The sequence below is a fragment of the Marinicella sediminis genome, from assembly GCF_002000055.1.
In the GTDB taxonomy this organism is placed as follows: Bacteria; Pseudomonadota; Gammaproteobacteria; order Xanthomonadales; family Marinicellaceae; genus Marinicella; species Marinicella sediminis.
Map to the genome: position 1 here is coordinate 423,838 of NZ_MVBD01000002.1, position 18,997 is coordinate 442,834.

The following is an 18,997-nucleotide window of genomic DNA, read 5'->3' on the forward strand; positions in this document are numbered from 1 at the left end:
CGTTCAGAATGGTGAAATTGGCGTCCCATAGGGGACTCGAACCCCTGTTGCCGCCGTGAAAGGGCGGAGTCCTAGGCCACTAGACGAATGGGACGCTGGACTTTCATTGGCTTAACAATCACATGTCAGACGAAGATGGCGTCCCATAGGGGACTCGAACCCCTGTTGCCGCCGTGAAAGGGCGGAGTCCTAGGCCACTAGACGAATGGGACACAGGACATCTGATTGTTAATGGTCTCTTAAGTTGGTGGAGCTAAGCGGGATCGAACCGCTGACCTCAACACTGCCAGTGTTGCGCTCTCCCAGCTGAGCTATAGCCCCACTTAAGAGGTTGCGTATTATGGACATAATTTGTCCCTGAGTCAATTCCTTTTATGAAGAAATTGTGAAATTTTTCATCCTCGGTAGACACAACCGGAGGTACAGGTTTCACAGACTTCAATTTGTGATAATTCCGGCAGTTTGGCTTTCAGTTTTTGCCAAATCCACAACGCCAGATTTTCACTGGTGGGATTTTCCAGACCTTCGATATGATTCAGACAGGCATGGTCCAATTCATCATATAAAGGCGCAAAGGCAGTCTTGATGTCGGCAAAGTCAATGATCCAACCCAACTCAGGATCAGGCTCACCACTGACGGTAATGATGACTTTAAATGAATGACCATGCAGGTTTCCACATTTGTGACCATCGGGCACATTTGGCAACCAGTGAGCTGATTCCAGGTAAAACTCTTTATAAATATCCATTTACTTTTTCTTTACGTACAGCACCATTTTGTGGTCGATCAATTCATAGCCTTGCTCTTCCACTATTTTAACCTGTAATTTTTCAAGCTCGGCATCGTAAAATTCAATTACTTTCCCAGAGTCAACGTCAACCATGTGATCATGGTGCTCACCAGTGTCCAGTTCATAGACAGCCTGATTTTCTTCAAATTGATGTTTACACACCAAACCAGCTGTTTCGAATTGATTCAGCACCCGGTAAATGGTCGCCAAACCAATGTCATGATCGGCTGCTTTCATTTCATCATACAGCGCTTCTGCACTGTAATGCTTACCTTTGTGGTCGGTCAGAAACTCCAAAATCTGTAGTCGGGGTAAGGTAACTTTAAGGCCTGCATCTTTGATGTCTTTTTTGCTCATGGATAAGAATTAACTGATATTTAATTGAATTTATTGTATCATTCTCGGTTCAATTTTGGATACCTAATTAAAATGAAAACTATTCTTATTGCCGTGTTCTTGACCACTTTGACCTTATCAGGATGCTACAAAGCCCCGGTTCAACAAGGCAACATCCTCAAGCAGGAAGACATTGATGAAGTCAAACCTGGTATGACCAAGCAACAAGTCGCCATCATATTAGGCACACCCACCATTGCCGATCCTTTCAACCAGGATCGCTGGGACTACATAAACACCCTTAAATCAAAAGGAAAATACAAAAAGCTCAAGAAGTTCAGCCTGTTTTTTGAAGACAATCAACTGGTCAAAACCGAAGGTAACTATTTTCCCAACAAGGATGAAGTAACCACCACCGAAATCGAATAAAACCGCCTTACTTATTCTGCAATGCCCGTTGCCGACGCACTTCTTTGGGGTCGGCAATCAATGGCCGGTAAATCTCAACACGGTCTCCATCACGGAGCTGATGATCAAGAGATTTAACTTGGCTGAACACCCCTACTTTCATCTTTGCCAAATCAATTTCCGGATGGTGTTGCAAAACCCCTGAAGCTTCTATGCTTTGTTGTATTGTGGCGGGTTTTGGCAAATGAACCAGAAACAGTTTTTGCTCTTCCAAAGTGGCATAGATAACCTCAACCTTAAGCATATACAGCCCCTGCCCGGTTAACAAAATCATTCACCAGCCGGCCGGCGATCTGGTCAAAACCTTTGGCAAACATTTTCCCTATCACCTGAGACCTGATTTCATAGCTTAACTGTAATTCAACCTTCGATCCAAGCTCTGGAAACTGTAAAAACCGCCACTCACCAGACAAGCTTTGAAACGGACCACTGATCAGACTCATCAACATACGGGTTTTTTCTGCCTCCCTGATAATTTCGTTGCGGGTAACAAACTCTACCTGAATACCTTTGATTTTAATCAGCATCCCTGCTTCATAACCATTTTCAAATTGATGCTGAACAAATCCCCTCCGGCACCATTGTAAAAACTCAGGATAAGCCTGGACATGATTCACCAATGACAACATTTGTTCACTGTCATAAGGTACCAAAGCAGATTTGACTATTTCTGACATAAGCGTCTTTCAGGGGTGCATTTTTACATTAAATTCAATACAATCAAAACCATTTCGTCACACACAACCGATATGGCCAAGACCAAGAAAAAGGATAATACCATTGTCGTCAATAAAAAGGCATCCCACGAATACCATTTTATTGAAGAATTTGAAGCCGGGCTTGAATTACAGGGCTGGGAAGTCAAAGCCATCCGGGAAGGAAAAGTCAATCTGGCCGAAAGCTATGTGTTTATTAAAAACGGGGAAGTCTTTCTGACCAACTGTCACATCACTCCATTGAACACAGCCTCCACTCATGTGGTCGCCGAGCCCAATCGCACCAAAAAACTGTTGTTACACAGACATCAAATCAACCACCTGATCGGTGCTGTGGAACGCAAAGGCCTGACTCTGGTGGCCAGAAGCCTCTACTGGATAAAAGGCAAAGTCAAACTCAAAGTCATTCTGGCACAAGGCAAGAAGCTGCACGACAAGCGGGCAGCTTCCAAAGAAAAGGATTGGAATCGTCAAAAACAACGAATCCTTAAAGGCAATCAGCTCTGATCAATCGTTCCAGCAACCTGCCGGGGTTCTCTGGCCCAGACTATCAAACCGAATGCGCAGGCAATCCGGATCATCAGATGCCTGATTACCCAGGGCAACAGCCTGTAGTCGCCAGCCTCCATTGGGCCGGTCCTGGTGTCTGATTTGATAATCTTCCCAACGCAGGTAAGAGTTATCCAATGACAATGCCGTACCGCCACCAGACACGTTGGTTGGATAACGATTGGTGTTGGCATAAAACTTCTCATACATCCCAGCGACTTCAAGCAACTTATTGTGTGCTTCAGTGCGTTTACTCTGTACCACATACTGTCGGTAATTGGGAATGGCATAAGCCGCCAACAGGGCCACAATGGCCACTGTGATTAATAATTCTACCAGGGTAAAACCCTTCACTTTTTTCATACTTACTCCGCTGGTTTCTCTTTGGCCACCACAATGATTTGTTTAAAGTCACTCAGTTCAGGCACATCGGCTTTTGAATACAGCTCAAAAAAATACACCTCTCCAGGCTTCAGGTCTCTGATGCTGAGGGCTTTGTTGATGTCTTCATCCAGATAGGCCTGGCTTTTATTGGCTTCCAGTCGGTACTTGTAGGACCGACCCTGTACAATCACAGTGCCGGATCCTATATTAACATCATCCAGCGAACTTTCAATCAGCCGGGTAACGTATCGGTCCTGTTGAGCCAGAGACAGGCCGGAAACCAGCAGTAAACCAGTCATCAGCATCAGTTTTTTCATTTTGTTTGTTACAAACATGTTCATCTCCAATCAATTATTCAGTCAACAGGTTAGTCCAATTACGCCGACGCCAGGTAAACTGGCTCAATGCAATCACCTGGGTGTTTTCAGCGCCTTCAATCACCACATTGATGTTACCACCACCCTGATTTTCCAGAATAGGTGGACGACCAATCACCAGGTCATCAATTTTAACGCTGTCTGCGGCCAGCAGTACAGTGATCGGATCACCATCAGGGCCCGTGATTTCATTCTCTCCATTGAATAATGGCCCAACAAATGGTGAACCACCATACAGTGGGTCGAAACCGGTCAACCAACTCACACCTCCACCTTGACAGGGATCAATACCGGCGGTCACAGTGGTGGCTGCCAATACAATTCTACCCCCAATCAATGTCAATGGATTGGCCAGACGCTCACCGTCTTCACCTTCCCTGCCTAACTCAATCTTCCATCCATAATCAGCCGTAAAATTAGGCAAATCTTCAGGTTCCAATGGCAGGATATCCCTCAGGTTTGCGGTTTTTTTCTTCAAAACCCGATCGACAAAGCGTCCACTGGTGATGCTGAGGTCTGAATCTCCTGAAGTCAGGCCGTCATAAACCCCAACAAAATATTGCTTGGCAGGCAGGTTTGTCGAACGATCAGGAATTTCTATGTATTTTCCAGTTCCATAAACCACCACCACGTCATTGGCTTTTGATTGTGATTCGTTGGGAATCGATACCACCAATGGTTTAACAGTGATGGGCCGGTCTTTGATGTTATCCGCTCTGACCACCCGCTCGATGGAAGAAGACCAATTACTGGGGTCAGGATTGGTGAAATCAAAGCGCCAAAGGTTGCCATATAAGTCACCGGCATATGCATAATCGGCACCAATATCGATGTTGTTATTGTTCTCTGCCGTGCCTGGAGGAGAACTGCCTTCACTGTAGTACTCACTGTCTACAGCCACGGCAGTAGACATGCCATTTGGTGTACCTTGACTACCTACATTGGTGTCCAGTTTGGCCAACAAGGCACCATCACTTAAACTCACCACATACAGTACCGCGGTGCCGTCACCAATGATGTTACGCGGATCGTTGGCATCTTCGTAATCTTTTTCAGAGTTGTTGTAACCATTGGGGATCAATGCCACCCATTGACCGGTACTTGAAATTCGGGTAATGGTGGCCTGACCATAAGAAAAGCCCATGTCCGGATCATCGGCATCCGAGAATTCCCACAAAACATCTGGCTGACTGGCATTGGGGTTGGTGACGTCTATGGCATAAAACGCCTGACCTCCATAACGCATACCACCGACCAGCACACTGCTCCAGCTGCCGTTGATGAAGGCATCAGTTACCCGAGGTGTATTGTCTACATATGACCAGTGTTTAAAATCGGGGTCAGCCAAACGATGGGCGTTTTCAAATGCCTTGGAAGGAATAAAGGCCCATTTCTCAGAACCTGGCGATCTACCCATTCCAGTGTCTTCGATTTTAATGGCGTGCAACATACCACTGTTGGAACCAATGAACAGGATGTTTTCACGGTCCTGGTTGGCTATCTTGAAATCCAGATAGTTGTTTTCACTCTCTGGCGATCCCTCGGGCCAGTAGTCATCCAGATAATTGGCACTGGGACCACGTTGTAAGAAGGGGCCTGAATGAACAATATCAGACAACACACTGTCACGATCTCTGAAAGGGCCATTCTGGAATGATTCTGTGCTTTGATCACCCCGAATAAAATTCACCAGTTGTTGAGGTGTTCCACCGGTGCGCAACAGCATTTCAGCGGCATTTTTGGTTAATTTTTCAGACAAATTGGCACTCAAAGCATTCAAATTAGAAGTGGCTTCAGCATCTTTGTCATAAACAAATATATTTCTGTCACTGAACGGTTGATAAGACTCATTAACCACTGCAGTAGGACATTCCCTCAGGGTTGGATCAGTCAGTATACATGACGTATCCCATAGGATGTCATCACTGAATTCACCTTCACTGTTCACGTATCTGGCGAACAGGTTGCCGGTCCAGTTGGCTGAATCGAAACCAGGCGTATAAGCTTCTGTATTGGAAGTGATCACACCAGATGACACGGTTGAGGTGCTGCCTCTGGATAAGCGTTCCAAAATATTATTAACCACTTCATTCAAAGCTTTAATCAACTGATTGGGGTCATTGGCCGAAAAGAATCCGCCCCGGCTGTTCAATGAAGCATGCCAGACATCGTCGACTTTGCGCCCGTCATTATTGGCTGCTGGCCAATCACAATTCGGTGTAGCCGCGTTGCGCAACGAACGATAAACAGCCTCCTTGGGCTCCAAGCCAGTAATGAATGGACAATTACCAAAATTACCCGCCTGGTATTCCAAAATGCGGGAGGCTTCCAGCCCCAGTCCTACATTGTAAGTCACCACGTGTTGCCAGTAAGCCGGATCATTTTTCGGATTCCACATAAAGGCTGGCACATCCCATTCATTATCCACATTGGTGAAATCAATTTCTGTACCAGTGCTGTCGGTGTAACTTTTCTTGAAACGCTTGACGTTGTTGTCCAATGCTGGGTTGAGGTCTCTGGCCCAGGCATCAAAGGCAATGTCAGCCAATGTTGAGCCGTCTTCACTGGCTTCATAGATGACTTGCTCACCACCACCATTGTACCCGGTATACAGGTTATCGGTGTCACCTGGCAATGAAAAGTTCTGCTCATCCTGTAAAAACCCATCTGTGCCATCATTGTAACCAGAGTCACCGTTCCAGGCGCCATCTGAAATGGCGATGTGGAAATTTTGCTGACAGGATAAGTTGGTTTTGAAATCTTCTGAGTAATAACTGCTGTTCAGCTTAAACAGATCAGTGGTGCGCTTGAAAGCACTACGTAAAGGTGTTCCACCACTGGTGGGCACACCAAACAACCAGTCATAAAAATCTTCACGATGATCCAGTTCGAATTTATTCAAATTGGTGTACGTTCTGTCCCGGTTGATTTCCTGCCATCCCAGTTTAAAACTTGGACCAAAGTTGGCAAACGCTCTGGAGATTGCTGCCCGGGCCAGCTTCATTCTTGAATTGTAATAGGAATACCAATTGGCAAAATTTTGCAGTTGAGCCGCGTTATTGATGTAATTGATGTTGTAACTGCCATCATTATTCCGCGTCAGATAAAAAGCCCGCGTACCCCAGGTATTGAAGTTGGGGTGGTAATTGGTATACCGATTATCATCAATGTTGGTGGAATTAACGTTTGGTACGGCATTCACATAAGTAAAACGAATCGTTACATCATTACCCGTACGGCTGAAAACATATTCTCTGATGGGAACATAATCCTGCGTCAAATCAACCGTATCAGTCATGTCATTGGGATAACCATCGACCCAGGCCGCGGTGGGTTTGGAATCCGGCATGCGGGTTCCATCTGCACGCAATGGTGGCGTATAGGTGATATCAGGGTTGAAATAAATCCGATTCTGCAGCGGATCGGCAAATTCATTGCCCCGACTGCCCGAACCCATGTAACTCCAGGCCATAGAACCCGAATCATCCATGGTCACAGCAATGGCTGGTGGCACAGTCTGGTTCAGAAACAAGGGATCATGGGTGAGTTGCAACAGCGATGCATTGGCACCACCCATGCCCGCAAATGACACCGTCAGTGCCATCACAGAAACTTTGAATAATTGATTGATGCTCATAATGTGCTTCCTCAGTTGGTTGCGGCGCTGCTGGGCACCACGGTGAAGGTTGATTGAACCAGGGAAATGGTCTTGCCATCGCCACTCATGCTTTTACCTGTGATCAGGTAATTACGCAGGTTGGAGCCTGCAGATCCACTGCCACCTGTTTCGCCCCAGGCCTGACTGTTGTCCAGTGCACCGGTGATACCGGCAATTTCTTCAATGATGTATTCCGGGGTTTCATAGAGCGCTCCATTGTTATTGACCGCTGTGAAGTCAAAAGCATGATCCACACCGGCAGGGTGACTCCAGTTGCGTTTCTTGAAATCCACCACAATGGGATTCAAAGGATCAGTGGGTTCCTGATCACCACCCAAGCGGGAATATATACCCTGTAAAACCCCATCAGGTGTGCCTTCCGGAATCACACCATTGGTGCTTTCCACCAGGTTATAAAGAAAATCTTCTCCGGCTCGCAACGCGCTGTTCGCCCCGGCATTTGCCAAAGAGCGGTTGTGCAAGCCAGCAGCCATTTTTTCCTGCAGCATGGTGCCTTTCATGCCGGTGTACCCCATCAGGGTGATGATCAGCAATAAAATCAGACCTACGGCCAATGCAGCACCTTGTTGTTTCGCGTGTTGTTTCATGTTTTGATTTACGTGCCTGTTCATAATGTATAACTCCTGATCGGAACCAATGCAGTAAAGGCCCTGCGGTACATCCGCTCGCCTTCCAGACCACTGGCCAGTCCGCCTTGTGGTGATTGTGGGGACAGGCCATCCGGGGCATAAATAAACCGGTCGTCTTCTTCCACACTGCTGTCATTAACGGTATTCAGTAATAAGTGAACCTCAATGGCATAGATTGATCGCCATAAACAACCAGGTCCATTGGCCAGCTTAATGCCACTGGGTAAGTTTTTGGATACAGGTTGAATGATGCAGCCCTGAGTTCCATCAATGCGGCCATCACCATCACCATCACCGCCACCAGCCAGACTACTGACTTCATCAGCAGTCAGCCGGGCAACATGACCGGTTTGCAACTGCGCCAGATAAAACACGTCAAAGCGTTCAACACCTTCAACCAGCTGCTGTACCAAACCGTTTTCTGAGCGGTACAATGAGCTGATTTTGCGGCTGGAATCATTGCGGTCATTGTCGATGCCGACAAAATAGGACACCGTTTTAAAATCCTCATCCATGTTATAAACCCGGGTATCGGATTTAGCTGACATGTATGGCAAATTGGTGTTGCCGGTAAATGTAACTGCATTGGCAGCCCAGTTTGCTGTGGACACATACGTATTCACACAATCACCGATCAGGGCATCGCCCTCGGTGTAATCCATGACTTCTTCCGGGGCCACCGTTACCGAATCAGAAATATTGGGATCCGGGTCAATATTTAAACCGGTTACCCGATGTCCTCCAGTCAGATAACGCACCGTCAACACATCGGTGTTGTCCGCCCGTGAATTGTCATCTGTACCGGTGCTCCTGAAGTCAGTGGAGAAATCAGCACCCAACTCAGTGAAATCTGGCAGGCAGGCGCCGTTGTTGCATTCATGGCCACGAATGAAATAACTGGGGTCAAGCGGATAAGTCGATTGATTAGGAAACAGGGTCGAATAATTGACACTGTCTGGCAACTGATCGTTGTCACTGTCATCCAATAGAATCTGATTAAAAGCCGGCAGGCCATTATCAAAGTCCACACTGCGGTCAATCGACCAGGTGTTCATTTCATAACCCTGGTTCCAATTGGTGATTACTTCAACAGGAAGGGTCATGGTTGAACAGTGCTTTTTACCAGCCAGTTCAATGTCTTCTTTCAATCGTGAAATGGCATAACGGCCGTTTTCCTGCAACAAAGAAAGCCCGGTTTGCGCCCGGTTCAATACACTGCTGTTGTTAAAAAGGGACACCAATCCCAATAACACGATCACACCAATGACCATGGCGACCATCAATTCAATCAGTGAAAATCCACGTGTTTTCATTTTCATAGTTACCTTCCTCATGGTTGGGCCACCAGGACCATAGACTGTTGTTCTGCAGCCGAATCTCGATTGGCCTCATCCCAGGTGACGGTGATGGTACACACGCCATCAAAAACCGGGGCCGGAAACCAGATTGAAGGCAAGTCGGCAGGTTGAATATTGCCCGGTAAGGCTGAGTTATTAACACAATTGACATTACCTGCACCATTTGGCAATGCCACCTGCAGGGATTGTGCCCATAAACTGATGTCCTGATCAGCCAAATCCTGATAGGTGCATGGTGCAGTCAGGCTGCATTCAGTAGAAGTGACTACTGCGGTACCGTTGTACCAGCCATTCCACACCGCTGTGGGATTGGCGCGCATCCGGTCGAGCATGTTTTCTGCCAAAAAGTTGGCTTGTGAACGCAAATAACCATTGTGATTATTCCTCACTGAAATGGTCATCATGCCAGCTATTCCCAGTAAGCCAAATGAAAAAACCAGTACTGCAATCAATACTTCCAACAGGGTAAAACCCTGTTCACTGCGCTTTTTGAACATGATCATTGTTGCACCCTCGCTGACCCTGAAAGACCAATAGAAACAGTTCTCTTGTAGGTCGAATTGGTTTGGTGAACGAGGGTAATTTCACCTTCCAGACCACCTTCCAGACCGCCAATCCTGTTGAAGATCACATCACCGACCAATGGACCGGTTTGTGACACTTGAACCATCGGGTCAATGGGGTCCTGAATCGCCAGCAATTCATCGTTATTGCCATCCACGCCCTGAGCAGTGATGGTCCAGCCATTTTGCCAGGTACCATTGGGGGACACCACGACATTATTGCCATAACGAACTGCTTCCGCCCTGGCCTGGGTGAAGCTTGTTACAATTTCATTGGTGATATCGGTGACCATTCGCCGGGCCTTCAATTCCCGGTACTCAGGAACGCCCCACGCCAACAACAATGAGCCAATCAGCAAGGTGATGATCAACTCAACCAGCGTGAAGCCTTTTTGTTTACAGTGATTATTGTGCACTCGTTTTACTTATGATTTAAACCACCATCAATCATAGGCAAGTGAAGTCAAGTACACAAGGGGAATCAGCGGCCGACCGACCAGCGGTAAATTATCGCCGATGAATGGTTATTTTTGTACCAGCCGAAGTTCTTTGGGCAAAGCAAACACCATATTTTCGGGCTCTCCGTCCAACTCAGATATTTGCAGGGAGTCATCGAATTGCTTGAGGTATTCGATCACATCTTTGACCAATTTCTCCGGCGCAGAAGCCCCAGCTGTCAGGCCTATGCTTTGCTTACCATCAAGCCATGCCGGATTGATGTCGGCAGCTCCGTCGATCAAATAGGAAGTCACCCCTTGCCGCTCAGCCAGTTCTTTAAGCCGGTTGGAGTTTGAACTGTTAACACTGCCCACCACAAACACCAGATCTGATTCAGCCGCCAGCTGCCTGACCGCCATTTGCCGGTTTTGTGTGGCATAACAAATGTCATCGTGCCTGGGGCCTTCTATCCTGGGAAATCGTCGCCTCAACTCAGCAATGATTTCCTTGGTATCATCCATGGACAAAGTGGTTTGTGTGACATAAGCCACTTTGTCTGGCTGGCGAATCGCAATTTGATTAGCCTCCTCGACTGAATCTACCAGATATATGGTGCCACTGGCCTTTAATTGATCCCATTGCCCAAGGGTTCCCTCGACTTCCGGATGACCGTGATGGCCAATCAGGATCAGGTCAAAACCCTGCTTGCAATAGCGGTAAACTTCCATATGTACTTTGGTCACCAACGGACAGGTGGCATCAAAAACCTTCAACTGCCTGTTGGCCGCTTCCTGGCGCACCGCTTTGGATACACCATGGGCAGAAAAAATCACGATCTGCTGATCGGGAATTTCTTCCAGCTCATCGACAAAAACCGCACCCCGCTGGCGCAATGTATCCACCACAAACTGGTTGTGAACCACTTCATGCCTGACATAGATGGGCGCACCGAATGCATCCAGTGCCCGGTTAACAATGTCAATGGCCCGGTCGACACCGGCACAAAAACCCCTTGGATTAGCCAGCAGAACTTTCATCTTTGTTTTTAAACGCGTCAATGATTAATAAAACCGCACCCAAGGTGATCGCAGAATCTGCGATATTGAATGCCGGCCAATAGTAAGATTTGTAGTGCAATTCAATGAAATCAACCACGTAACCCAACACAATCCGATCCCATATGTTGCCCAGCGCGCCACCAATCACCATCACCAGCGCCACATTTTGCAGGGTCATGTGCTTGCGGTTTTGCTTCAGCCAGTAAAGCAACCAGATGACGATCAAACTGGCCACCACAGCAATAAAATAGCGTTGCCAGCCAGACTGGTCGGCCAGGATACTGAAAGCCACACCTTCATTGTGCATCAAGGTCAGATTAAAAAAACCGGTGATTTTATGCGGCACATACAACTCCAGATGGCTGGATGCCAGGTATTTGGTAATCTGGTCAGCAATGACCACCAGACCACTGACCCACAACCAGGACCAACCGGTGTTTTTGAACATCAGGCAAACCTCCGCAGTTCGCCGGCTCCTTCTACATTTTCCACACAACGCCCACAAATTTCAGGGTGCTCAGCATTCACACCCACATCGCTTCGGATGTGCCAACAACGGATGCATTTCTCGCCAGCGGCTTTTTCAACCGTAACGCCTGCCTGACTGCCATCATTCAAGCTGAAAACATGATCCGCTTCACCTTCATTCCAAACCTGAACACCAGCCGCTGAAGTGATCAGCACAAAACGCAATTCATCACTCATGTCAGCCAATAACTGATGACTGTCTTCTGGCAAATATAAGGTAACAGCTGCATCCAGCGATGATCCAATGCTGCCCTCTACCCGCAGCTTCTCCAATTGTTTAGAAACCAGTTGCCTGATCTCGCTGATCAGGGCCCAACGACTGTCGCTGACGGCTTCAAATTCAGGGAATGTATACCACTGTTCAAACAGGATGTGCTGTGGCTGATTCATAGACAATCTGATCTCATCTGCCGTGAATGTCAGGATTGGCGCCACCAGCCTGACCAGTGAATTCAGGATATGATACATCGCCGTCTGTGCTGATTTTCTGGCCACCCCCTGGTCCTTACAGGTATACAGGCGATCTTTGATGACATCCAGGTAAAAAGCACCCATGTCCTGAGAACAAAAATGGTGTATTTTCTGAAACACCAGATGTAACTGATATTCATTGTAATGAGCCAGCACCTCCTGTTGCAACTGACTGGCCTGATTGACCGCCCAGCGATCAATTTCTGCACATTCATCCATCGGCAACAGATCATCAGCAGCAAAATTATTGAGGTTGCCAAGCATAAACCGCGCGGTATTTCTGATGCGTCGATAACCATCTGCAGCCCGATTGAGAATTTCCTGTGAAATGGTCATTTCACCGCGATAATCTGCTGAGGCTACCCACAGCCGCAAAATATCTGCGCCCAATGTGTTCACCACGTCTTTGGGAGAGATCACATTGCCCAGCGATTTGGACATTTTCTTGCCATCCTGATCAACCACAAAACCATGCGTCAACACCTGCTTATAAGGCGCACGCTGATTGATGGCCACTCCGGTGAGCAGCGATGAATGGAACCAACCACGGTGCTGGTCTGAACCCTCAAGGTATAAATCTGCCGGCTCTTCAAGTGCTTCGTTTTGCTTCAGGACACAATAATGGCTGACCCCTGAATCAAACCAGACATCCAACACATCAGTGACTTTTTCATACTGATCAACTTCATCGCCCAACAATTGACTGTCGTCAAGATCAAACCACACATCCATGCCTTTTTGCTCAACCAGATCAGCCACCTGAGCCATCAATGCACCCGTCTGCGGATGCAATTCGCCGCTGATTTTATGGACGTATAAAGTGATGGGCACACCCCAGGTCCGCTGCCGCGAAATACACCACTCGGGACGGTTCTCGATCATTTTATAGATGCGTTCCTCGCCCCATGACGGAATCCATTGAACCTGCTTGATTTCAGACAGTGCCCTTGATCGCAAACCCTCTTTGTCCATACTGATGAACCACTGCGGGGTGGTTCTGAAAGCGGTGGGTGTCTTGTGTCGCCAGCAGTGCGGATAACTGTGCCGGATGTTTTCATGGTGTAAAAGCTGACCGGCATCCTGCAGGGCTTCCACCACTGTTTTATTGGCCTGCCAAACATGTTGTCCGGCAAACATGGGTGTGTCAATCAGGTAAACACCAGCGGAATCAACCGGGTTATAAATCTCCAGATCGTATTGTTTTCCAACGATGAAGTCATCCACACCGTGGCCAGGTGCAGTGTGCACTGCACCGGTACCTGCTTCGGTGTTGACGTGTTCACCGAGGATCACCGGAACCTGTTTGTCATACAAAGGATGATGCAACTGCAACAATTCCAGGGTTTGCCCGGTGGTCACACCCAGCACCTGGTAATCAGCGACTTGCAATCGCTCCATGACAGATGCCACCATGTCTTCAGCGATCACCAGATCAAAGTCCTTGTGACCACTGACCAATGCATAATTCAATTCCGGGTGTAATGAAACCGCCTGATTGGCAGGAATCGTCCACGGCGTGGTGGTCCAGATTGGCACAGCTGCCTGTTGATCTGACTCCACTCCACCAAACGCCTCATGCACCTTGACGTTGCTGTCAAAAGCAAATGCCACATCAATGGCTGGCGAGGTTTTCTCCTGATACTCAATCTCAGCCTCTGCCAGAGCAGACCCGCAATCAAAACACCAATTCACAGGCTTCACGCCTTTTTCAATGTGCCCATTCTCAGCAATTTCTGCCAGAGCCCGGATCATGTTGGCTTCATAATCAAAAGACTTGGTCAGATACGGGTTATCCCAGTCACCCAGCACACCCAGCCTGATGAAATCCTGTTTTTGAATGTTGACTTGATTTTCTGCGTAATCACGGCACTTCTGACGAAAAGTTTTGGCATCCACTTTGACGCCCACTTTGCCAATTTTCTTTTCGACCTGAACCTCTATCGGCAAGCCATGACAATCCCAGCCAGGCACATAAGGCGACCTGAACCCAGACATCAACTTGGATTTGACAATGATGTCTTTGAGGATTTTATTTACCGCATGACCAATATGAATCGCCCCATTGGCATACGGTGGTCCATCATGAAGAATGAATGCGGGCTGGTCTTTGTTGTGCTCCTGTAAAGCCTGATATAAACCATCTTTGTTCCATTGCTTGATCCACTGAGGTTCTTTGGTGGCCAATGAAGCCTTCATCTTGAAGTTGGTTTTGGGTAAATTGAGTGTGTCTTTGTATGCCTGGCTCACTCGGGCTCTCCTTTATATGCTGCAAAAAAATCATGACCTGCCTGCACATCTTGTTTAATGGCAACGATCAAATCATCTAAGCTGACGAATTCTACTTCATTTCTGAGCTTTTGATAAAACAAAACTTCAACAGTTTGGCCATAAACATCGGCAGAAAAATCAAACACATGAACTTCCGCCCGCATGGCATTGCCACCCACCGTTGGGTTATACCCCACAGAAGTCACCGACTGATACCATTGAGCACCAATTCTGACCCGTGTGACGTAGACCCCGTGCAGTGGAAAAGCCCCCGATTTCAGCTCTATATTGAGGGTCGGAAAACCCAGATCACGACCCATCTTACGACCATGTGCAACCCGTCCTATGACATTAAAATCACGTCCCAGCATGTCCCGCGCAGACATAAAATTTCCTGCTCTCAAATGCCGTCTGATCTGACTGGAACTGACCCTGCTGTCAGCCACTTGCACAGCACTGGATTGTTCCACTTCCATCCCGCACTGCGCCCCCCATGACTGCAATTCCCGCGCCCCTCCCTGACGACCTTTGCCAAACCTGAAGTCATCTCCTATGAGGATGTACCTGGCTTGCAGACCATGCCACAACACCTGTTCGAAGAACTGTTCTGCAGACATCCTGGCCATAGCAGCATTGAAATTCAGTACGCACATCACATCCACATTCATGCGTTCAAGGATGCGTGCTTTGTGCTTGAATCCAGTGAGTATCTCTACCGCACCGGACCCCCCAAAATACTGCAACGGCAGAGGTTTCATGGTCACCACGCACGAGGGCATGCCCCGCGATACGGCTTGTTGACAGACCCGGTTGATCAAGGCCTGATGTCCCAGATGAACACCATCAAAATTTCCGATGGTCAAACAACACGGAACAGACAAGGGCTGATGATGCGGATAACGGATTATGTTCATTCAAATTCTTTTTTGGCTTGCAATAACCACATACTGACCAGATATGACATACCAGCCACTGTTATCACTGTAAACAATTGCCAGAAACGCTCATACCACCTTAATTGATACCACTGAATATCCATCATCCAGTGCACCACCAAAACCACAGCCATCACCAACAAGGAAACCAACATTTTCCAGATCAATGAAAAACGCAGCAGAGCCTCAGTGATCACACCATCGGCTTTCAATTTACGGTACAACCAGGCACATTGCATCCAGGCAGACCCGACGCCAGCCATGGCCAGCCCCATGTGCAATGAAACCACCTCCAGGTAATACAAAAACCCAACAAATGCAAAATTCATGATGACATTGGCCAACATGGCTTTCAAGGCAATTTTAACCGGAGATTTGGCATCTTTGCGTGAATAAAAAGCCGGCAGAAGCACTTTGTTGCCCACGAATGCCGGCAAACCCAGCATGAACACCATCAGACTGTATGAGGTAAACTGAGCACTTTGCAGACTGAATTGGTCATAAGCAAACAAAGTAATCACCACTGGCTGGGCCAACACCAATAATCCCAGGGCAGATGGCAGGGCCACAAACATGGCCAATGACATCGCCCAACGCAAGGTTTGCTGATATTCAGCCTGATCTTTACGGGCAAACGTTTGCGACAACCTGGGCAAAATTACGGTGGCGATGGCAATCCCAAACAAGCCCAATGGGAATTCCAGGAGGCGATCCGAATAGTACAGGTATGTTGGACTACCAACCAGTGGCAACAAGGTTGCCAGCATGGTATCAATCAACAAATTGATTTGCGCCACCGATGAACCCAGCAAAGTCGGCAACATCAGGGTCATCACTTTTCTCACTTCAGGGTCATGAAAACGCACCACTGGCTTAGGAATGATACCCAGCCTGAACAAAAAAGGAATTTGAAACATCAACTGAACGAAACCAGCAATCAGCACCCCCACTGCCAATGACATCACCGGCACAGCAAATTCATCACGCAGATACAGCATAGACAGAATCAGTACCACATTCAGTAAGATCGGGGTGGCTGCAGGAACCGCAAAGCGACCAAAACTATTGAGCACACCAGAACAAAAAGCCACCAGTGAAATCAATAACATATAAGGCAAAGTGATGCGCAGCATGTCAACTGCAACAGCAAACACCGAAGGTTGATCAACAAATCCAGGAGCAAACGCCATGATGATACCCGGAGCCAATAGCTCCATGAGGGCAAGCACGATCAGCAACACCGCCAGTAAGCAACCCATGATGTGGCTGATAAATTGTTTGAGGTACTGTTCATCATCACGGGCTTTCAATTCATTCAACACCGGAATGAAAGCCAGAGAGAACGACCCTTCGGCAAAAATCCGGCGCATGAAATTGGGAATTTTGAAAGCCACTACAAAAGCATCCGTCCATACAGACGCGCCGAAGAAACGGGCAAACATGGCATCGCGGATAAATCCAGCAATTCTGGATATCAGGGTAAAAATACTGACCACTGCGGTCGATCTAAACAAATTCATTCAATAAATAACGCGTCCTTATTGACTATTCATATCATAAGTGGGAAAATGCGCCGTTTTTTAAAATTCTTGTTGTAAGGAGAAAAAGGTTTGGCAAATTCAGCATCTGCAAGAAAGCGCGTAAGACAGGCTGCAAAAAACAGGCAGCATAACATGAGCTTACGTTCAAAAGCACGCACATCAATCAAAAAAGTCATCACTGCAATTGAAAGCGGTGACAAGAAATCAGCTCAGGAACTGTTCAATAAAATGGTACCTGTGGTTGACGGTGTGGCGCGCAAAGGCTTGTATCACAGAAACAAAATTGCTCGTCATAAGAGCAGACTCAACGCCAAAATCAAGGCCATGTCCTGATTGAAGCACCCTGAACAGCGCGACACATCCCGTGTCGCGCAAATATACAAAAAAACACACCCCGTCAATACCTGCAGTCCAAAAACGTCACTTTTTTTGAGCTTCACCACAAAAAAACCTTCAAAACACCAAAAAATTGACAAAAAAAGTCACTTTTCTGCATTTTTTGTGAACTCCATCACTACCATTTCAAAACTTCCGTGTTAATATTCATCATGGGTATATTTATAACAATTGTTTGAGAACCGTAATGAACATCGAAAAAGAAAAAATATCGGTCAAGTTTTTGAAGGTTGGCATGTATGTATGCAAACTTGATCGTTCTTGGTTGGACACACCGTTTCCGTTCCAGGGATTTTACATCCGCTCCAAGAATGAAATCAGAGATTTGCAGGCGTTCTGTGAACATGTATATATAGATGTCGTAAAAGGTAAGACACTTAACAATCAACCGGAGATTTCTAAACCGTCTCCTTTGTTAAGGAAAAACAACAAAAAAAGCAAATACAGAAGTCGCAGTAAACCACTGATCGTTAATCACGACTACTATACCCCCCAACTCAAACCCATCAAAGCTGAATTCAGCGCCGCACACAACCTGATGCTGGATCTGAACTCTGCCATCGAGGAAACCAGCTTCAATCTGCGGGTTGGCAAAGGCCTCGATATCAAGAAGACCAAACAAGTAGCCTCTCAGGTGGTTAATTCTGTGATCAGAAACCCCAACACCCTGGTTTGGTTAACACAATTGAAAGAACAAGGCCAATATGTTTACGGTCACTCATTGCGCTCAGGTATCCTTGCTGCAGTTTTTGGCAGACACCTGGGGGTTAATGAAGACGCTTTGGAAATCCTGGTATCTGGCGTATTGCTGGCAGACATTGGTAAAACCAAAATCAATCGCAAACTGCTCAACAAAGCCGGCGAATACACCGAAGAAGAAAAAGAGATTTTCAAATCTCATGTTGAACTGGGTGTTGAGTTATTGGCTTCCGACCCGAACATTGATCACAACATTCTGACCATTGCAGAAACCCATCATGAACGTTTTGATGGCAGTGGTTACCCGTACGGACTGGTTGGTGATGAAATACCCGCTTTCGGTCAGATTGCAGGCATTGTTGATACTTTTGACGCCATGACCAGCAAGAAACCTTACGGACAGGTGTATACATCATCTCAGGCGATGGAGTGGTTGTACAAACAACGCAACAAGTTATTCAGCGCCAAGCTGGTTGATGAGTTCATTCAAGCCATCGGCTTGTACCCTGCCGGGACAGTTGTACAGTTGTCTGATGGTTCTACCGGTCTGGTGTTATCACACAACAAGACCAAGCGTCTGAAGCCAGAAGTACTGTTGATCAAAGACAATAAAGATCAAATGCTGGAAAAACCAAAATTCGTGGACTTGTCCAAGAAACCCATGTTTTCTAACAAAGAACGTCCATGCATCACAGGCGCAATGAAAGCTGACTCTGTGGACATCAATGTCAATGAAATCATCAGCAGCTTCAATGGCAAGAATGTCATTAAAAAATTACTGTCTGCCTGATTAATTCAGCAAAAAAGAAAACC

The 18,997-nt window shown here is 47.0% G+C and carries 20 protein-coding genes and 3 tRNA genes; 4 read left to right on the plus strand and 19 right to left on the minus strand.

Going from position 1 to position 18,997, the window contains the following annotated elements:
* Nucleotides 1-18: 18 nt before the first annotated feature.
* From B0475_RS04330 to B0475_RS04350, 5 genes are all read right to left on the minus strand, one after another.
* A tRNA-Glu gene (locus B0475_RS04330) sits at nt 19-94 on the minus strand.
* A gap of 42 nt (nt 95-136) precedes the next feature.
* Nucleotides 137-212: transfer RNA gene (locus B0475_RS04335), tRNA-Glu, on the minus strand.
* A 33-nt stretch (nt 213-245) separates the two neighbouring features.
* Nucleotides 246-321: transfer RNA gene (locus B0475_RS04340), tRNA-Ala, on the minus strand.
* Between the two features lie 74 nt (nt 322-395).
* Nucleotides 396-749, minus strand: coding sequence for a 6-carboxytetrahydropterin synthase QueD (gene queD / locus B0475_RS04345; protein ID WP_077410411.1), 354 nt, complete (start codon nt 747-749; stop codon nt 396-398).
* Complete coding sequence (locus B0475_RS04350) at nt 750-1,148, minus strand: Fur family transcriptional regulator (protein WP_077410415.1); 399 nt, start codon at nt 1,146-1,148, stop codon at nt 750-752.
* Nucleotides 1,149-1,220: 72 nt separating this feature from the next.
* Between B0475_RS04350 and B0475_RS04355 the strand changes: the two genes are divergently transcribed.
* Nucleotides 1,221-1,556, plus strand: a complete 336-nt coding sequence (locus B0475_RS04355) for an outer membrane protein assembly factor BamE (RefSeq protein WP_077410417.1) — start codon at nt 1,221-1,223, stop codon at nt 1,554-1,556.
* Between the two features lie 7 nt (nt 1,557-1,563).
* Here the strand turns inward: B0475_RS04355 and B0475_RS04360 are convergent, their stop codons facing one another.
* Both B0475_RS04360 and B0475_RS04365 read right to left on the minus strand, forming a co-directional pair.
* Nucleotides 1,564-1,839, minus strand: coding sequence for an RnfH family protein (locus B0475_RS04360; RefSeq protein WP_109862343.1), 276 nt, complete (start codon nt 1,837-1,839; stop codon nt 1,564-1,566).
* Nucleotides 1,832-2,272 (minus strand): type II toxin-antitoxin system RatA family toxin, encoded by a 441-nt coding sequence (locus B0475_RS04365; RefSeq protein ID WP_077410421.1) that lies wholly within the window; start codon nt 2,270-2,272, stop codon nt 1,832-1,834. Before B0475_RS04365 ends, B0475_RS04360 begins: the two co-directional genes overlap by 8 nt.
* Nucleotides 2,273-2,344: 72 nt before the next feature.
* On the opposite strand from B0475_RS04365, the gene smpB reads away from it, so the two are divergent.
* Entirely contained in the window at nt 2,345-2,818 is a 474-nt protein-coding gene (smpB, locus tag B0475_RS04370; protein ID WP_077410424.1) for an SsrA-binding protein SmpB, read from the plus strand.
* Here the strand turns inward: smpB and B0475_RS04375 are convergent, their stop codons facing one another.
* The 12 genes from B0475_RS04375 to murJ form a co-directional block, all read right to left on the minus strand.
* Entirely contained in the window at nt 2,819-3,223 is a 405-nt protein-coding gene (locus B0475_RS04375; RefSeq protein ID WP_077410427.1) for a type IV pilin protein, read from the minus strand.
* Between the two features lie 2 nt (nt 3,224-3,225).
* Nucleotides 3,226-3,579, minus strand: a complete 354-nt coding sequence (locus B0475_RS04380) for a hypothetical protein (protein ID WP_157892703.1) — start codon at nt 3,577-3,579, stop codon at nt 3,226-3,228.
* 16 nt (nt 3,580-3,595) lie between these two features.
* Entirely contained in the window at nt 3,596-7,258 is a 3,663-nt protein-coding gene (locus tag B0475_RS04385; protein WP_077410442.1) for a pilus assembly protein, read from the minus strand.
* Between the two features lie 11 nt (nt 7,259-7,269).
* The gene (locus B0475_RS04390) at nt 7,270-7,911 is read right to left on the minus strand and encodes a pilus assembly PilX family protein (RefSeq protein WP_077410444.1); all 642 of its coding nucleotides are present in this window, start codon (nt 7,909-7,911) and stop codon (nt 7,270-7,272) included.
* Nucleotides 7,908-9,248, minus strand: a complete 1,341-nt coding sequence (locus tag B0475_RS04395; protein WP_157892704.1) for a prepilin-type N-terminal cleavage/methylation domain-containing protein — start codon at nt 9,246-9,248, stop codon at nt 7,908-7,910. The genes B0475_RS04390 and B0475_RS04395 overlap by 4 nt, the downstream gene beginning before the upstream one ends.
* An 11-nt stretch (nt 9,249-9,259) precedes the next feature.
* The gene (gene pilV / locus B0475_RS04400) at nt 9,260-9,790 is read right to left on the minus strand and encodes a type IV pilus modification protein PilV (RefSeq protein WP_077410448.1); all 531 of its coding nucleotides are present in this window, start codon (nt 9,788-9,790) and stop codon (nt 9,260-9,262) included.
* Nucleotides 9,787-10,266, minus strand: coding sequence for a GspH/FimT family pseudopilin (locus B0475_RS04405; protein ID WP_077410450.1), 480 nt, complete (start codon nt 10,264-10,266; stop codon nt 9,787-9,789). The genes pilV and B0475_RS04405 overlap by 4 nt, the downstream gene beginning before the upstream one ends.
* 108 nt (nt 10,267-10,374) lie before the next feature.
* Nucleotides 10,375-11,325, minus strand: coding sequence for a 4-hydroxy-3-methylbut-2-enyl diphosphate reductase (gene ispH, locus B0475_RS04410; protein ID WP_077410451.1), 951 nt, complete (start codon nt 11,323-11,325; stop codon nt 10,375-10,377).
* Complete coding sequence (lspA, locus tag B0475_RS04415; protein WP_077410453.1) at nt 11,306-11,794, minus strand: signal peptidase II; 489 nt, start codon at nt 11,792-11,794, stop codon at nt 11,306-11,308. The genes ispH and lspA overlap by 20 nt, the downstream gene beginning before the upstream one ends.
* A complete protein-coding gene (gene ileS / locus B0475_RS04420; RefSeq protein ID WP_077410455.1) occupies nt 11,794-14,592 on the minus strand; it encodes an isoleucine--tRNA ligase in 2,799 nt (932 codons plus the stop codon). Before ileS ends, lspA begins: the two co-directional genes overlap by 1 nt.
* Nucleotides 14,589-15,527 carry a bifunctional riboflavin kinase/FAD synthetase gene (locus B0475_RS04425; protein WP_077410456.1) on the minus strand — a complete coding sequence of 313 codons (939 nt, stop codon included), beginning with the start codon at nt 15,525-15,527 and terminating at the stop codon, nt 14,589-14,591. Before B0475_RS04425 ends, ileS begins: the two co-directional genes overlap by 4 nt.
* The gene (murJ, locus tag B0475_RS04430; RefSeq protein ID WP_077410458.1) at nt 15,524-17,068 is read right to left on the minus strand and encodes a murein biosynthesis integral membrane protein MurJ; all 1,545 of its coding nucleotides are present in this window, start codon (nt 17,066-17,068) and stop codon (nt 15,524-15,526) included. The genes B0475_RS04425 and murJ overlap by 4 nt, the downstream gene beginning before the upstream one ends.
* A gap of 90 nt (nt 17,069-17,158) precedes the next feature.
* On the opposite strand from murJ, the gene rpsT reads away from it, so the two are divergent.
* Nucleotides 17,159-17,422, plus strand: a complete 264-nt coding sequence (gene rpsT / locus B0475_RS04435; protein ID WP_077410460.1) for a 30S ribosomal protein S20 — start codon at nt 17,159-17,161, stop codon at nt 17,420-17,422.
* A gap of 250 nt (nt 17,423-17,672) precedes the next feature.
* The gene (locus tag B0475_RS04440; protein ID WP_077410462.1) at nt 17,673-18,974 is read left to right on the plus strand and encodes an HD-GYP domain-containing protein; all 1,302 of its coding nucleotides are present in this window, start codon (nt 17,673-17,675) and stop codon (nt 18,972-18,974) included.
* The last annotated feature ends 23 nt before the right edge of the window (nt 18,975-18,997 follow it).